Origin of the sequence: Aeromonas sp. QDB63, from assembly GCF_027707425.1 — a bacterium.
Classification (GTDB): domain Bacteria; phylum Pseudomonadota; class Gammaproteobacteria; order Enterobacterales; family Aeromonadaceae; genus Aeromonas; species Aeromonas caviae.
In genome coordinates this window covers 156,032-171,574 of the sequence record NZ_JAPCIS010000005.1, presented here as the reverse complement: position 1 = coordinate 171,574, position 15,543 = coordinate 156,032, and the positions used below count along the sequence as shown (strand labels likewise).

General features: G+C 64.6%; 6 protein-coding genes. 2 read left to right on the top strand and 4 right to left on the bottom strand.

Features of this window, described 5'->3' with window-relative positions; genetic code table 11:
* Nucleotides 1–12 precede the first annotated feature (12 nt).
* A complete protein-coding gene (locus PG879_RS20565; RefSeq protein WP_442866269.1) occupies nucleotides 13–6,075 on the top strand; it encodes a retention module-containing protein in 6,063 nt (2,020 codons plus the stop codon).
* Nucleotides 6,076–6,450: 375 nt separating this feature from the next.
* Entirely contained in the window at nucleotides 6,451–10,848 is a 4,398-nt protein-coding gene (locus tag PG879_RS20560; protein ID WP_405695519.1) for a type I secretion C-terminal target domain-containing protein, read from the top strand.
* Between the two features lie 315 nt (nucleotides 10,849–11,163).
* Here PG879_RS20560 and glpC read toward each other — a convergent pair whose 3' ends face one another.
* From glpC to glpA, 4 genes are read right to left on the bottom strand one after another with little or no spacing between them, the layout of a single operon-like run.
* Nucleotides 11,164–12,366: an anaerobic glycerol-3-phosphate dehydrogenase subunit GlpC gene (gene glpC, locus PG879_RS05750; protein ID WP_010674925.1), complete on the bottom strand. Its 1,203-nt coding sequence runs from the start codon at nucleotides 12,364–12,366 to the stop codon at nucleotides 11,164–11,166.
* A gap of 51 nt (nucleotides 12,367–12,417) precedes the next feature.
* Nucleotides 12,418–12,555, bottom strand: a complete 138-nt coding sequence (locus tag PG879_RS05745) for a hypothetical protein (protein WP_201972409.1) — start codon at nucleotides 12,553–12,555, stop codon at nucleotides 12,418–12,420.
* Between the two features lies 1 nt (nucleotide 12,556).
* On the bottom strand, nucleotides 12,557–13,834 hold the full coding sequence (glpB, locus tag PG879_RS05740; RefSeq protein ID WP_236277007.1) for a glycerol-3-phosphate dehydrogenase subunit GlpB: 1,278 nt from the start codon (nucleotides 13,832–13,834) through the stop codon (nucleotides 12,557–12,559).
* On the bottom strand, nucleotides 13,824–15,503 hold the full coding sequence (gene glpA / locus PG879_RS05735; protein WP_270806978.1) for an anaerobic glycerol-3-phosphate dehydrogenase subunit A: 1,680 nt from the start codon (nucleotides 15,501–15,503) through the stop codon (nucleotides 13,824–13,826). Before glpA ends, glpB begins: the two co-directional genes overlap by 11 nt.
* Nucleotides 15,504–15,543: the final 40 nt, after the last annotated feature.

The window sequence follows — 15,543 nt, the reverse complement described above, 5'->3', positions numbered from 1 at the left end:
CACGAGGCGGTACTGCCCGCCGGTGCCGATGCCGAGCTGGCGAGCCTCCAGGAGGCGATCCGTCCGGGGGCTGACCCGACCGAACTATTCGAGGAGACCGCGGCCGGTAACGCGGCGGCCGGTACGGTTGGCGGTGTGGCCGGCTCCAGCGCCAGCGGTTTCGTGGTGGTGGATCGCATCAATGATGCGACTCTGGCCGAGGCGGGATTTGACACCAGCCATGAGGCGCGTCAACCGGGCGACGAGTTGCTCTATGCCGAAGATCAGGATCTGCTGGCAGCCATCACCATCACAGAACCCCAGACCGATGACAACATCATCAATGCCGACGAGGCGACCGGCGTCATCATTCGCGGCTTTGTCGAGGATGTGGAAGTCGGCCAGACCGTCACCGTCACTCTGATAGATCAGGATGGCAATCGCCTGACCACCACCACAGTGGTGCTGCCCGGCTTCGTCTGGGAGGCAAACTTCGGCGACGTCACCGGCAAGCTGGTGGACGGCCCCCTGACCATCCAGGCCGATACCCAGGATGCAGCCGGCAACCGGGCCAGCGACACCGGCCAGACCCTGCTCGACACCATCACCACCATTACCCTGGATTTGGCGGACGAGAGCGACACCGGCACCAGCCAGACCGATGATCTGACCCGCGACACCACACCGCTACTGCAAGGGAAGGGGGAGCCTGGCGCTACCGTTACCCTGACCCTGGAAGGCAAGGTGATGGTCGTGCTCACCGTGGATGGCAACGGCAACTGGCAATATCAGATCCCCGATACCCTGGCCGATGGCGCCCATGATTTTCGCGTCGATGCGGTGGACATCGCGGGCAACCGGGCCAGCGACACCCTGACGGTGACGGTGGATACCCGTGCAGCCATCGACATCGACGATCTCGATACCGACAGCATCCTCGGCCATGACAAGGTCACCCTGAGCGGCAGTACCACGGACGTGGAGGCGGGGCAGCGGGTGACCATCACCCTGGTTGGCCAGAATGGCCAGACCCTCTTCAGCGGCAGTGCCCTGGTGGGCAGTGACGGCCGCTGGCAGCTCAATGGCCTGGATCTCACCACTCTCTCGGGCCCCTACGAGGTACGCGCCGAGGTGACGGATCTGGCGGGCAACCGGGTTATTGACGGGGCTCCCCTCATTGGTCAGAGCGATACTCTGACCCTCTCCGAGGCGGATCTCGCCAAGGGGCCGGTGAGTGCCACCGGATCCCTGCACACCGGTGCCGGGCTTGATGGCAACCTGCAGGTGAGTTTTGCCGCCGATCAAGGTGCCCTCAATCAGCTTGGCCTGACCAGCCACGGGACGGCGCTCGCCTACCAGGTCAGCGGCCAGACCCTCACCGCCAGCGCGGGGGGCGTGACCGTCTTCACCCTGACCCTGGCCAACGACGGCAGCTATCGCATCGTCTGGAACCAGAGCCTGGATCACGGCCAGGATAGCCTGAGCCTGCCCTTTGCCCTGGAGTACCGCGACAGCGACGGGGATCGGGTGAGCGCCAATCTTACCGTCAACCTGGTAGACAGCACACCACCGGACTTCACCATCGCCCCCATCAGCCTCACGGAGGATGATTTCACCAATCCGGCGGCGGTGGTGGGACAGAGCCAGTTCGTGGTGGGCCATCAGTCCGATCCCTTGGTGGCAACAAGTGCCGTCTTCGCGGATCAGAGTGCAACCCTGGCCCGTCTCAACGGCAGCGGTATCAGCAGCGACGGCCACGCCTTGACCTTCGAATTCACCGGTGATCGCCTGCTGACGGGTTATTACCTGGATGGCAATGGCAAGCGGGTCGAGGTGCTGAAGGCCGAGCTGACTGCCAGCCAACATGGCAGTGATATCGACGGCAATGTCACCGTCTCCCTCAATGGGCCTCTGGATCATCAGGGCAGCGACCAGCTCTCCCTCGGGCTCACCGTTTCCGCCAAGGAGATCGACGGCGACGAGACCCGCGCCGATCTGGTTGTCTCCATCAGCGACGGTGTGGATCCCCGCCTTGGCATCGATAGCGGGGTCACCTTGCAGGAAGGGGCCTCGGGCCAGACCCTGGATGGCCAGTTGCCGGTGAGCGTGGGCAGCGATCGCCTGGTGTCGCTCAATTTCGAGGCGAACCAGCCTGGCCTGAATGGCCTCACCAGCGGCGGTCAGCCGACCCACTATCAGGTCAACGGCAACGTCATCACCCTGCTGGATGCGGGCGGCAAGACCATTCTGACCGTGACCCTGGGGCTGGATGGCAAGTACCAGGTGGCGCTCGATGGCGTGCTGGATCAACCGGTCAGCACCAACAGCGTCAACCTGGGGCTGCAGGTGCAAGGCACCGACTTTGACGGGGACAAGAGCAACCTTGGCACCCTCAATATTCATATCACCGACGGCGTGCTGCCCCAGGTCGACCCCGTCTCCCTCACCCTGGTGGAGGACAGCGACTGGAGCGCAGCCCAGACCCTCACCGGGGATCTGGCCATCACCGCCGGGGCCGATCCCTTGGTCAACATCGCATTCGATGCCAGCCAGCCTGGCCTGCAGGGGCTCACCAGCGGCGGCCAGCCTGTGATCATCACCATCAGCGGCAACAGCATCAGCGGCGCCGTCAACGGCCAGAACGTCTTCACGTTGACGCTGGATCAGAACGGTCACTACGTCTTCACCCTGAACCAGCCGCTGGATCAGGGGAGTGCAGACAGTCTGCTCAAGGCGGGCTTCACCCTCACCGACAGTGACGGAGATAAAGTCTCCTCCACCCTGAGCGTTGCCATCGGCGACGGGGCGAATCCGGTCATCAGCGCCGTGACCGGCACCGAGATGACGGAGGCGAACCAGGGGGCGAAGGATGTGGTGAGCCACATGAGCTTCACCGTGAGCCACGGGGCTGATGCGCTCGACACGAGCAGCCTCAAATTCGATATCGCAGCCATTCAGCAGAGCCTGGATGGCAAGTACAGCAGCCATGGCAGCCCGGTGACCTTCACCCTGGATGCCAGCGGCGAGCTGGTGGGGACCAGCGCCGACGGCCGCGAGGTGCTGCGGGCCGAGCTGGATTTGGTGGAGAGCAACGGCAACTGGAGCGTCACCGCCAAGGTGGCCCTGGGGGCCGAGCTGGATCACCAGGGCAGCGAGTCCCTCGACCTGCCGCTCACCGTCACCCTGACCGACAAGGATGGGGACAGGGTCTCCACCGACTTGCCGCTCACCATCAAGGACGGCCATGCGCCGCACTTCGTGGCGGGCAGCGGGGTGAGCCTGGATGAGCGTGGGCTCGACGGCCACAACACCCTGACCGGCACCGGCCACTTCCAGGTCAATGCGGGCTCTGATCGGGTGAGCGAGGTGTCGTTTGCCGACATCAGCGAGCAACCAGCGCTGACCGCCCTGGGCCAGAGCGTCAAATACGAGCTGGTAGACGGCGATGCCAGCATCCCGGGCAACCAGGTGCTGAAGGGCTATGTGGAAGTCAATGGTCAGCGCGTCGAGGTGCTTCAGGTCGAACTGGTGGGCAAGCTGGACAACGCCGCCAGCAACGGTTTTGACTACAAGGTGACCCTCTATCAGGGGGTTCACCAGAGCGGTGGCACTGCGACCGACCTGCCGTTCAAGCTCAACATCGTCGACAGCGACAAGGGAAGCGGCAACAACGACAGCACCACGGGCACCCTCAACATCCGCATTTCGGAAGGGGACAAACCGACCCTCAGCCTGACCGGTGTGACGGTGAGTGAAGGGCGCTTCGATGGCGCCGCCAACAACCAGACCGGCGATGATCAGCATGCCACTGGCACCCTGACCATCACTGCAGACTCCGATCCCGTGGTGGACGTGCGGCTGACCCTCTCGGGCCAAGTCGTGGATGGGAGTGGCAAGGCCATCACCCACAACGGCGAGACCCTCACCTGGCAAGAGGTGGCGGGCAGCAACGGCCACAGCTTCCAGGCAGTGACTGCGAGCGGCACCCTGGTGCTGACGGTGACCCTGCCGAGCGTGCCGGGGCGCATCGAAGCCCACACCCAGGCAACCCTCGATTACCAGGTGACGGTACACACCAACCTGGATCACGGTGCCGACGACAAGCTCAACCTGAGCCTGCCGGTGAAGGTGACCGACAGCGACGGCAGCGTGATCACCGGTAGCACCACGGCGGTGATCACCGATGCTGCGGATCCCGTGATCACCGCCATCGAGGGGGTGACCGTCAAGGAGTCGGACCTCAACGGGGGCAGTGGCCAGCATGGGGGTACCAGCCCGTCAGGCACGGGAGAGGTTGCCATCGGCCAGGTGACGATCGCCGCCGGGAGTGACCGGGTGGTTTCCCTGCAACTGGATGTAGCCCGCTTCAACGCCCTCAATACCCTGACGTCGGGGGGCAAGGCGGTCACCATAGGGGCAGACAGCCAGCCGGGTGTCTACCTTGGCAAGGACAGCGCAGGCAAGCTCATCTTCAAGCTGACCCTGGATGTGTCCGGCCGCTACACCTTCGAGCTGACCGGCAACCTGGATCACAGCGTCCAGGGTAAGGATCTGCTGGATATCCAGCTGCCATTGCAGGCACGGGACAGTGACGGGGATCTGAGCGCCGAAGTGATCGGTCATGTGAGCGTGCAGGACGACGTGCCGGTGGCCGTGGACGCGAGCAAGACCCTGAATGAAGGGGCGAAAGTGACCGGCGATCTGCTGGCCACTGCCAGCGAGGGGGCGGATGATGCGGTGGTGAGAGCGGTGACCATCAATGGCACCGAGCACCCCATCGCCGCCACAGGCAACACCACCATCTCGGTGACAGATGGCACGGGGCAGATCATCGGCACCCTGGTGATCAATGCCGAGGGTGACTACAGCTTCACCGCCAAATCAGGCATCGATCACAGCAACAGCACCCTGGTACAGCAGATAGGCTTCCACCTGGTGGATGGCGACGGAGATACCGACGACGGTCTTCTGACCCTGACCATCCGGGACGAGGCTGGCAAGCTCACCGTGAGCGCAGTCACCGGCCAGGAGGATGCGGGGGCGAGCGATCCGGGCCAGGGGATCCCCATCACCATGAACCTGGATGTGGGGGATTTCGATCGGGGCGAGCATGTGGAACAGTTGCTTATCCAGGCGCCAGCCAACGCCCAGGGCACCTTCTATTTCAACGGCGTCGCACTGACCACCATCACCCAGGGGGGCAAGACCTGGTATGAGGTGCCGCCCGCGGCCATGGTGGCGGTGGCCAACACCGATGACAAGTTCCAGCTCACCGGTGTCACCTTTGTGCCGAACCACGACTACTCGAGCTACAACAACGGAGGTGCTGCGCTGCGCTTCCCGGTGCAGTTGCAGGTGGGGGTCACCGAGGGGAGCAAGCCCCCGGTGTTGACCGGCAATCTGGACATCACGGTGCAGGGCATTGCCGACAAACCCCTGTGGGATGTGGGTAGCACGCACCAGCACTACACCACGGACGAGGACAGCAGCGGCATCGCCCTCAACGTCAAGGCGGGTCTCACCGATACGGACGGCTCCGAGACCCTGAGCTACCAGATCAAATGGGCGTCCGGCCAGGGCACGCTGACCCTGAACGGCAAGGTGCTCACCCCGGGGGCGAACGGCCTCTATACGGTGGCTGGTGGCGACATCAACAAGGTGACCGTGGTGCCCGGCAAGGACTACAGCGGTGACATCAAACTCATTGTGACCCCGGTGAGCACGGAGAAAACCCCGGTGGTGACCGGCAAGGAGACGGCCCTCGGCGATCCGCTGGAGGTGATTGTCAACGTGAACCCGCTGGCGGACGACGCCAAGCTGACGGTGCGCGAGATCCAGGGCAAGGAAGATACCCTGATCGATCTGGGCAGCAAGATTGGGCTCGCCCATCTGGGAGACACCACGGATGGCTCCGAGCAGCTGTTCGTGCGCATCAGCGGCCTGCCCGCCGGTGCCACCTGCTGCTGGGCGGGGTGGCGGTCACTCTGGATACCAACGGCTACTACGAGGTGCCCTATGACCGCATCAATGACCTCAAGCTGCTGCCGCCCAAAAACAGCAACGTCGATTTCGATCTCACCATCAAGGGGGTGGTGAAGGACACCGCCATCCTGACCGATGCCAGCGGCCAGACCCACACCGTGGTGAACGAGAAGGAGACCGGCAGCCAGAGCCTGCACGTGGATCTGGTGGGGGTAGTGGATGAACCCCATTTCGATCTCAATACCACCGACTGGACCCAGGATGGCAACGGCTACAGCATCACCATCCAGGAGGATGGCCGGGCACCGCTGGACTTCAAGCTCACCTCGGGGGAGTGGACGGATACCCCGCTCGATCACTCGGAAACCCTGAACCTGGTGCTGGAAGGGCTGCCGGAAGGGGCCAGGGTATTCGACGGCAATGGCAAGGAGCTGACCCTCAACCTTCGCCGGGCTCGATGGCAAGGGCAATCCCCTCTACCAGGTGGATGTGACCAGCCTCGGCAACCTGCAGATCCAGCCGCCCCTCAACAGCACCGCCGATCTGCACCTGGTCGGACACGTGGTGGTGACCGAGAACGACGGCGATCACAAGAGCTTCGACGTGCCCCTCACCATCAAGGTGGAGCCGGCCATCGACGCCACCGACTATGCCAAGACCAGCCATGGCCTGGAGGATCAGTTCACCGTCCTCGACTGGCAGCCTGACCTGACCGACGGCGCCGAGAAGGTGACCCACCTCAGCCTCTCCGGTATCGAACCCGGGTATGAAGTCTGGATCCGTGTGGGCGGGGTCGAGACCCAGCTGACCGTGAGCGGCGGCGCCGTGGAGTTGAGCGACGCCGAGCTGCAGAACCTGCTCGGAGGTGGCCAGCTGCTGGTGAAAGGGCCCGAGGACAGCGACAGGGACACCACCCTCCAGAGCCATGTCACGGTGACACAAGTGGATGTGGACTCCAGCGCCACCGCCCAGAAGGTGATCGACGGCACCCTGCATGTGGATATCCAGGCGGTGGTGGAGCCCGATGGCAACCTGGTGCAGACCGGTCAGCTGGAGAGCCCGGACGGGCACGACATCCCGCTGGACGGCGTCTTCGTGTTCGAGGATCTGGACCCCAGCAGTGATGAGGTCATCGACAACCTGGTGATCAGCGATCTGCCCCCCGGCTTTGTTGTGGTGGGGGGGATCAACGATGGTCAGGGCAACTGGACCGTGCCCCATGACGCCCTCGGCAGCTACGCCTTGCGCTCGCCGGATGGCTTCACCGGCACCGTCACCTTCAAGGTGAGCGCCAGGGTGATCGACCTTGGTGACAACAACGAGGGGGATGTGAGCGCCCCGGCCTATCGGGAGATCACAGCCAGTGCCGACTTCCATGGTGCGACCCACTCGGGCCAGGTGGCCGCCGATGTCGATTTTGACAACAGCGCCCCCATCACCGGGGTGGAGGATCACGGCGTCAACTTCGGCAGCCAGCTCAAGCAGATGGTGACCCTGGGCACGGCGGACAGCGGGGATGACGAGCTCAGCATCGTCATCACTGGTCTCCCCCCGGGCGTCAACGTACAGGGGCTCACCTTCGACTTCGTCAACGGCGAGTACCTCATCAAGTTGCCGGGTGGCCTCGATGATCTCGACCGCCTGACCCTGACCCTGCCGCAAGACTATGCCGGTGACGGCCTGCACTTCAATGTGCGCCTGGTCAACACCGACACCGTGAGCGGTGACACCAAGATGGTGGAGAAGGATGTCACTCTCTCCATCACCCCGGAGGTGGACATCAACGGCGGGGCGGACGGCCTGCCGGAGCTGCAACTGAACGTGAAGGACGTAAACGGCGACGGCCAGCCTGACAACCTGGAAGACACCGACATTCATCTCGATCTCTCGGTCAAGCTCGCCGACATCAGCCCCTCGGTGGCCGATGGCGGTTTCGAGACCGTGGAGCAGGTGGTCGTGACCGTGGATCCCCAATATGGTCACTTCTTCGACAAGAACGGCCAGCCGGTCTCCACCCTCACGGTGAACGACCCGGCGGATCTGAAGGATCTGGTGTTCGTGCCCAAAGAACACTTCAGCGGCAAGGTGCCGCTGGCGGTGACGGTGGATATTCTCGATACCGCCACCACGGGCAAGGATCGGGGGAGCTGGAGCGGCAACGTGAGCTTCGAGGTGCTGCCGGTGAACGATCCGGCCAACCTCACGGTCCAGAACGTCACGGGCCAGGAAGATGGCAGCGTGAGCCTGGGGGGGCTGGGGGCCAGCCTCATCGACAACGATGGCTCCGAGCAGATCGTCGGGCTGCAGATCAAGGGGGTGCCGGATGGCTTCACCCTGTCCGCCCCGGCGGTCAACATCGGCGGTGGGGTGTGGCAGGTGCCTGTGGGCACCGACTTCTCCAAGCTGACCCTGATCCCGCCTGCGGACTTCAGCGGCACCGTGGATCTGACCCTGAGCGCCTTCACCCTGGACAAGGGGCTGACCCTGCCCCTTGAAACCAGTGCGGGCTTCACCGTCAATCCGGTGGGGGATGCGGTCATCACTGACATGCAGGAGCAGGCGAGCGGCACCGAAGGGGATGTGATCACCCTGAACCTGGGGGTGGAGACCCGGGATACCCAGGCCACCGGCGGCAATGCCGGCAATGTGCACGAGAACGGGCCCGAGCAGGTGCGCGTCACCCTGGAAGGGGTGCCGGACGGGGCAGAAATCCGCCTGCCGAGCGGGGTGAGCGGCACCGTAGTGGATCTCGGCGGTGGCCGCTGGCAGGTCACCACGGACGGCGGCAAGCTCGACGCGGTGGAGCTCGTGACCAACGACGCCAACGGCGCCATGGCGATCAAGGTGACGGCCCAGAGCCTGGACAACGGCGCCCTCGGCCCCGAAGTGAACGGCACCATCCATCTCGATGTGAGCCCGGTAAACGACGCCCCCGTCAACGTGCTGCCCGATGATCCCCAGGTGGCACAGGAGGACGAGCCGTTCGTCATCCAGGGTCTGCAGGTCAAGGACGTGGATGCGGGCAACGGCATCATGGAAGTGCGCCTCTCGGTGGAGCACGGCACCCTGACCCTGCCGGCCGGGAGCGGCGTGACCCTGACCGGCAACGGTACCGGCGATGTGGTGCTGACCGGCACGCTGGCGGATCTCAATGCCCTGCTCTCGGGCGGCGTCACCTATCAGGGCGACCCGGACTTCCATGGCAATGACGCCTTGACCATGGTGACGGACGATAGGGGCAATACCGGCAGCGGTGGCGCCCTGAGTGACACCGATGTGCTGCCCATCCTGGTACAACCGGTCAACGATGCCCCCGTCAACCAGCTGCCAACGACGCCCCAGGTGGCGCAGGAAGATCAGCCCTTCACCATTCACGGGCTGCAGGTGAGCGATGTGGATGCGGGCAACAGCCCCCTCTCCGTGCTGCACGGCACCCTGGAGCTGGCGGCGGGCAGTGGCGTGACGGTGAGCGGCAGCGGCAGCAACACCCTGGTGCTGAGCGGTTCCCAGGATGCCATCAATGCCTTGCTCGCAGGGGGCGTGACCTATCAGGGCGAGCAGGACTTCAATGGCCAGGATGCCCTGACCATGGTGACCAATGATCTTGGCAACACCGGCAGCGGTGGTCCCCTGAGCGATACCGACGTGCTGCCCATCGAGGTCGAGCCGGTCAACGATGCCCCTGTCACTCAGGTGCCGGGCTCATTGCAGGTGAAAGAGGATGGCTCCCTGTCGCTCACCGGGATCAGCGTGAAGGACGTGGATGCGGGCAGCGCCCCCATCTCCATGGTGCTGCGGGTGGAGCACGGTGTGCTGACCCTGCTGGGGGCGGCAGGCGCCGTCTCGGTGCAGGGGGCGGGGACCAGCGTGGTGACCCTGGTCGGGTCGCTCGATGATCTCAACGGCCTGCTGGCAGGCAACCTGCACTACGAGCCAGCCAGGGACTTCTGGGGTCAGGACAACCTGAGCATCACCACCTCGGATCAGGGCAATACCGGTGCCGGTGGCGTCCTGACCGACAGCACCCAGATTGCCATCCAGGTGACGGCCGAGCCGGACGATCCCCAACTGGGGGTCGGCACCCACGATATCCTTGCGCTGCAAGGGGCCTGGGTGCCGCTCAACCTCAGCGCCAGCGTGGTCAATCCTGCACCGGGCGAGCTGTCTGTGCGGATCCAGAACCTCGGCAACGCCCAGGTGGTGGACGAGCACGGCCAGAGCGTCGGCCACGCGGATGGCAACGACTGGTTGCTGCCGATGGACCAGTCCGTGCCCATCTACCTCAAGGATCTGCCGGCGGGGGATCATGCCCTCACCCTGAGTGCCGAATCCAGCCTGGGTGGCAGCACCCTGAGCTCGGCCACGGAGACCATCACCATCCACAGCCAGAGCGGCCACGATCTGCTGGGCTCGGATCAGGGGGACTGGCTGTTCGGCTCCTCAGGCAATGATCGCCTCCTGGGCGGCATGGGGGATGATGTGCTGCGGGGCGGTCAGGGCAACGACATCCTGACCGGTGGCGCCGGCAGCGATCTCTTCGTGTGGGGCAGTGGTGACGAGGGGACGACGGCCTCTCCGGCGATAGACACCATCACCGACTTCCGTCCCCAGGAGGGGGACAGGATCGATCTGGCGGACCTGCTAAAGGGGGTGACCGACAACAGCGTGGATGGCCTGCTGGGTCATCTCCAGGCATCGGTGACCAGCACCGGCAATGGCCTGAGTGACGTGAGCCTGTCGGTCTCCCCGGCGGGGGATGGCAATGTCACCCAGCAGATCACCCTGAAGGACGTGGATCTGAGTGGCTGGAACCTGAGCGGCTCCTCCTCTCACGACATCCTGCAATCCATGCTGGATCAGCACAGCCTGATCATCCAGCACCCCTGATGGGGTGAGATGATGCAAAGAGCCGGCGAATGCCGGCTCTTTTTTTTGGCTGAATATGCTGGCTTGATGTTTTCTGGTGGTGGCAATAGGAGGTGGTTTTTAACAGAGTGGGTGTTGTTGCTGCTTTTCACTGTGCTAGCGGTTCAAACAACCAAAAGAGTTCGCCGCCCGGGCCTCCCATCGGGCTGCCCGGGCGGCGTCAGAGCCTTGCCGCGCCGATCCCGGTCAATGCCGGCCAGAGGGGGCGCAGGCATTGACCGGGAGTGTCTCTTCCAAGCCGGTGCCCCTGATGATGGGCGGACCGGGGGATAGCGGTCAGGCCAGCGCCCGTGCCAGCAGGTGCACCGGGTGTTCGCAGCGAAACGCCGTGCTCATCTCGATCTGCCACTTGCAGGTCTCGCAGTCGGTGATGACCAGATCGGGTTTGAGCCGGTTTATCTGATCAAACAGCCCCTGACCGATGGCCTGGCTGGTGTCGTAGTTTTCCGACTTGAAGCCGTAGGTGCCGGCGATGCCGCAGCACTGGGAGTCCAGCACCGTCACCTTGACGCCGGGGATGGCCCGCAGCAGCTCGAGGGTGTAGATGACGCCCCCCATCTTCTCCAGGTGGCAGGGGGTGTGGTAGGCGATGTGCAGATTGAGGGGCTTCATGGCCGGTTTGTTGCCCCGATCGAACTCGTTCCACAGGAAGCGGGTCACCAGGGAGATGCGATCGCGCACCTTGTGGTTGTCCTGCTCCAGCAGGTGGGGATATTCGTCCCGCAGGGTGAAGCCGCAGGTGGAGGAGGTGGCCAAGAGCGGCATCTCGTTGCCGAGCAGGGTGTTCTCCAGCTGCTGGATGTTGAAAGCCGCCTGCTGCCTGGCCTTGTCCATGAAGCCGTTGGCAATCAGCGGCACGCCGCAGCACTTCTCCCGCGCAAGCAGCTGGACACCGATGTTCATGGCGTTGAGCACCTGCACCAGCTCCTTGCCGAGCTGGGGGTGGTTGTAGTTCACATAACAGCCGTGGAAGTAGGCGATCTGGCGCGCAAAGCGGGCCTGAGTCGTTTTCTGCTTCTTGTACCAGCCGCGGAAGGTGCCTTGTGAGTATTTGGGCAAGTCCCGGTGGGAGGAGACCCCCAGCGCCTTGTCCAGCACCTGCTTCATCGGCTTGAGGCCGGTGGTGAAGTTGACCACCGGGGCCATCAGGGTGGACATGCTGCCCATTAGATCCGTGTGGGAGAGCACGAACTCGCGGATCCCCGGTTTGAAGCCGCTGTACTGGTGCTTGGCCTTGGCGATGATGTCGCCGATGCGCACCCCGCTCGGGCAAGCCACTTCGCAGCGCTTGCAGTTGGTGCAGTACTTGAGGGCGCTGTCAAAGAGCTCGGGGCTCTTGATGCGCAGCCGCTCCCCATCCGGGCCCGCCTGCTTGGGGCCGGGGTAGGCCGGGTTGGCCTTGGCCACCGGGCAGTAGGCGGTACAGACGGTGCATTTGATGCACTGATCGAAAGTCTGGTTGGCATGATCCAGTAGCATGTCAGTTCTCCTCCCGTTGGGTGTGAAGGCACGGGATATGGGGCGAAATCATCATTGGGCTGAACTCAAAATGTGACCGGCGGCCTGCCAGCCGGTGGCGACCGCGACACCTGAGCCAGAGCCCTCCATGGATTGGGCATCGTCGTGGGCCAGCACGCTGTGTCGTTGGAGTGGGAATATGTGATTCATCTCAGCCCTCCGCCAGAATATGGCCAGCGGCTTGCCAGCCGGTGGCAACGGCCACGCCGGAGCCGGAACCTTCTTTAATGGGGTCATAGTGCGCCAGCACGCTGCCGGCGCCGTAGAGGTTGGTGAGGGGCCTGCCGCCGCGCAGCACCCGCAGCCGCTCGTCGGTCTTGACCCCGAAGCCCATGAAGGGGTGGTGGTCGAACAGGCGGCGGCCGGCCCAGGCGTCGCGCTCGGCAAGGCTCAGTACGTCGGCATCGAAGATGGGTTCACGAATGCCCCCGAGGCGCGACTCCAGCCCGCGGCTGAAGAAGCTGCCGGAGGCGAGCACGAAGTGGTCCGCCTCGAACAGCTGATCCTCCCCGTGCTGGCTGTGCACCCCGATCACCTTGTCGCCGTCATAGCGGGCGCCCAGCACCCGCTCGCTGGTGAGGAAGGTGCCGCCAAGGGTCATGACGCGGCGCTTGAGGGCCTCCTGCATCCGCATGCCGATGAGGGACGGCGGCATGGTGGCCACCTCCTTGATGGTGCAGCCGGTGCGCCGTTCCAGCTCGCTCAGACGCGGGCCGACCAGCCCCAGCGACAGGCAAGCGGGCAGCACGATATGGCGACAGCCGGGCACGCCGCATCCCTGCACCATGCGGCTGATCTCGCGGGCCAGATCCGCCAGCAGGTCCTGCTGGCCAGGCCCCTGCTTGTCGAACAGGCGGGCGATGTCGGCGGAGCGAAACTCGTGGGGATTGCGGCTGAACTGGGCGAGCTGGGGCAGGCGAATTTCCCCGGTCAGGATGCGGCTGTGGGCAAAACGGGCGTGGGTCGCGAGATTCGCCGCCGCGAGCGCCGGGTGAAAATCGCGAAACCCTTCCAGGGTGGCGAGCAGGATGGCGTCCGGGGCGGGGGCATCGGTCATGCAGGCGCAAGTGTCGGGGGAGAGCCAGGTGGATTTCAGGGTGCCGATGGGGGTCAGCCGCTGGTGGTTGTGCTCCTGGCGCATCAAGGGTAGCCCCTCTTCTGCGCAGTGGCGTTGCAGGTCGGCCAGACTCCCCTCGATATTCTGCATCCCCACCTTGCTGTAAGGGTGATCCGGATGGGCCGCCATGAAGGCGGGCAGGGCGGCGCGGGGATCCCCGTCGCTCTCCAGCAGATCCACCGAGCCGGAGGAGAAGTGCAGGGCGCTCTGGCCGGAGGCCATCAGCAGGGTCTTCTGGCCCGCCTCGGCGAGGCGCAGGGCTGCGGAGAGGCCCGCCATGCCGCCGCCGATCACGATGCTGTCAAATTTCATGGCTGCGCTCCTTGGTGGAATTGGCGGTGCTGGCATCGAGCGGGAAGGGGGGCTCGCTCACCAGGTGGGGGGCCGTCCACTCGCCAAGGCCGAACAGCCCTTCGTAGATCCAGTAGGTAAATTCTGCTTCCCGCAGGGCATCGCCCCACAGCACCGGCCGGGTGCCCTTGTAGCGCTCCTCCAGGAACTGGCGCAGCATGACGCAGGCCTGACGACCGTCCGCCTTGCCGTACTCCTGCATCAGACCGGCGGCGCGATAGGCGCACAGCTCCCCCTGACAGGGGCCCATGCCGAGGCGGGTGCGGCGGCGCAAGTCCACCAGGTTGTCCACGTCGAGCTCCCGCAGGGCGTATTCAATCTCGCCCGCGGTCACCATCTCGCACTCGCAGATGAGGGCGTTGGCCTTGGGGTTGTCGCGGAAAAAGGCGATGACCCGCTCGCCGTGGCGGTACTGGGCCGAGCCTTCGGCGGGTACCGAGAGACCGGGGGCGGAGACCTTCTCCGGATCCCGCGAGCCGGGCAGGCTCAGCTCGGCGGTGCGGCAGGGCTTGCTGTTGCCAAGCTTTTTGGCAAGCAAGTCGGTGGCCCATTCGGCCATCAGCCGGTAGGTCATCAGCTTGCCGCCTGTGATGGTGTTGAAACCCAGGAGGCCATCTCGTTCGGCGTGATCCAGCAGCACGATGCCACGGCTGATGTTGCGGCCGGACTCGTCGCCATCCACTGCCACCAGAGGGCGAACGCCGGCGTAGGCGCGCAGCAATCGGGTGCGGGCCATGATGGGGGCCAGTTTTATCCCCTCGCGCAGCAGCACCTCCACCTCTTCGGGCTCGACGGTGAGCTGGTCAATCTTGTGGTAATCGATGCGACTCGACGTGGTGCCGATGAGGGAGATGGTATCGCCCGGCACCAGAATGTCCGCGTCCGCCGGTTTGCGGCAGCGGTTGAGCACCAGCTGGTTGAGGCGGTAATCCATGATGAGCAATGAGCCCTTGGCGGGGAACATGCGGATGCCGAGGTCGGCATACTCGCAGATCTGCTGGCCCCAGATGCCGGCGGCGTTGATCACCTCCTGGCACTCCACCTCGAACGCTTCGCCGGTGCGGGTGTTGATGGCCTTGACCCCGTGCACCCTATCCTGGGTGCGCAGCAGCCCCAGCACCTTGCTGTGAGTGAAGATGCGGGCGCCGTGCTCCTTGGCGTCCAGCACGTTGGCGGCAGCCAGACGGAAGGGGTCGACCGTGCCGTCCGGCACCTGGATGGCACCGATCAGCGCCGGGTTGACGTTGGGTTCAAGGCGCAGCGCCTCGGCGGGATCCAGCTGGCGGGCGTCGATGCCTGCCAGGGCGCAGGCGTCCATGAAGGTATTTTGAAAATGGATGTCATCTTCCGGCAGGGTGATGAAGAGGCCGCCGGTGTCCTCGACGCAGTGGCTGGCGATCCGCTTGAGGATGCGGTTCTCCTGAATGCATTCGCGGGCGGACTCCTGATCCGTCACCGCGTAGCGGGCGCCGGAGTGGAGCAGGCCATGGTTGCGGCCCGTGGTGCCGGCGGCGATGTCGTCCCGCTCAAGTAGGATGCAGTCGATGCCGCGCAGCGCGCAATCGCGCATGATGCCGGCGCCGGTGGCGCCCCCCCCTATGATGACGACTTGTGTGGTGATTCTTTTCATTCGTGCCCGTCTCATCTCTTCCAGATGAGGCCAGTGTGGC

Bases quoted from the DNA above. Each gene is read 5' to 3' on its own strand.
- glpC (WP_010674925.1), bottom strand. From the start codon at position 12,366: ATGCTACTGGATCATGCCAACCAGACTTTCGATCAGTGCATCAAATGC.
- PG879_RS05745 (WP_201972409.1), bottom strand. From the start codon at position 12,555: ATGAATCACATATTCCCACTCCAACGACACAGCGTGCTGGCCCACGAC.
- glpB (WP_236277007.1), bottom strand. From the start codon at position 13,834: ATGAAATTTGACAGCATCGTGATCGGCGGCGGCATGGCGGGCCTCTCC.
- glpA (WP_270806978.1), bottom strand. From the start codon at position 15,503: ATGAAAAGAATCACCACACAAGTCGTCATCATAGGGGGGGGCGCCACC.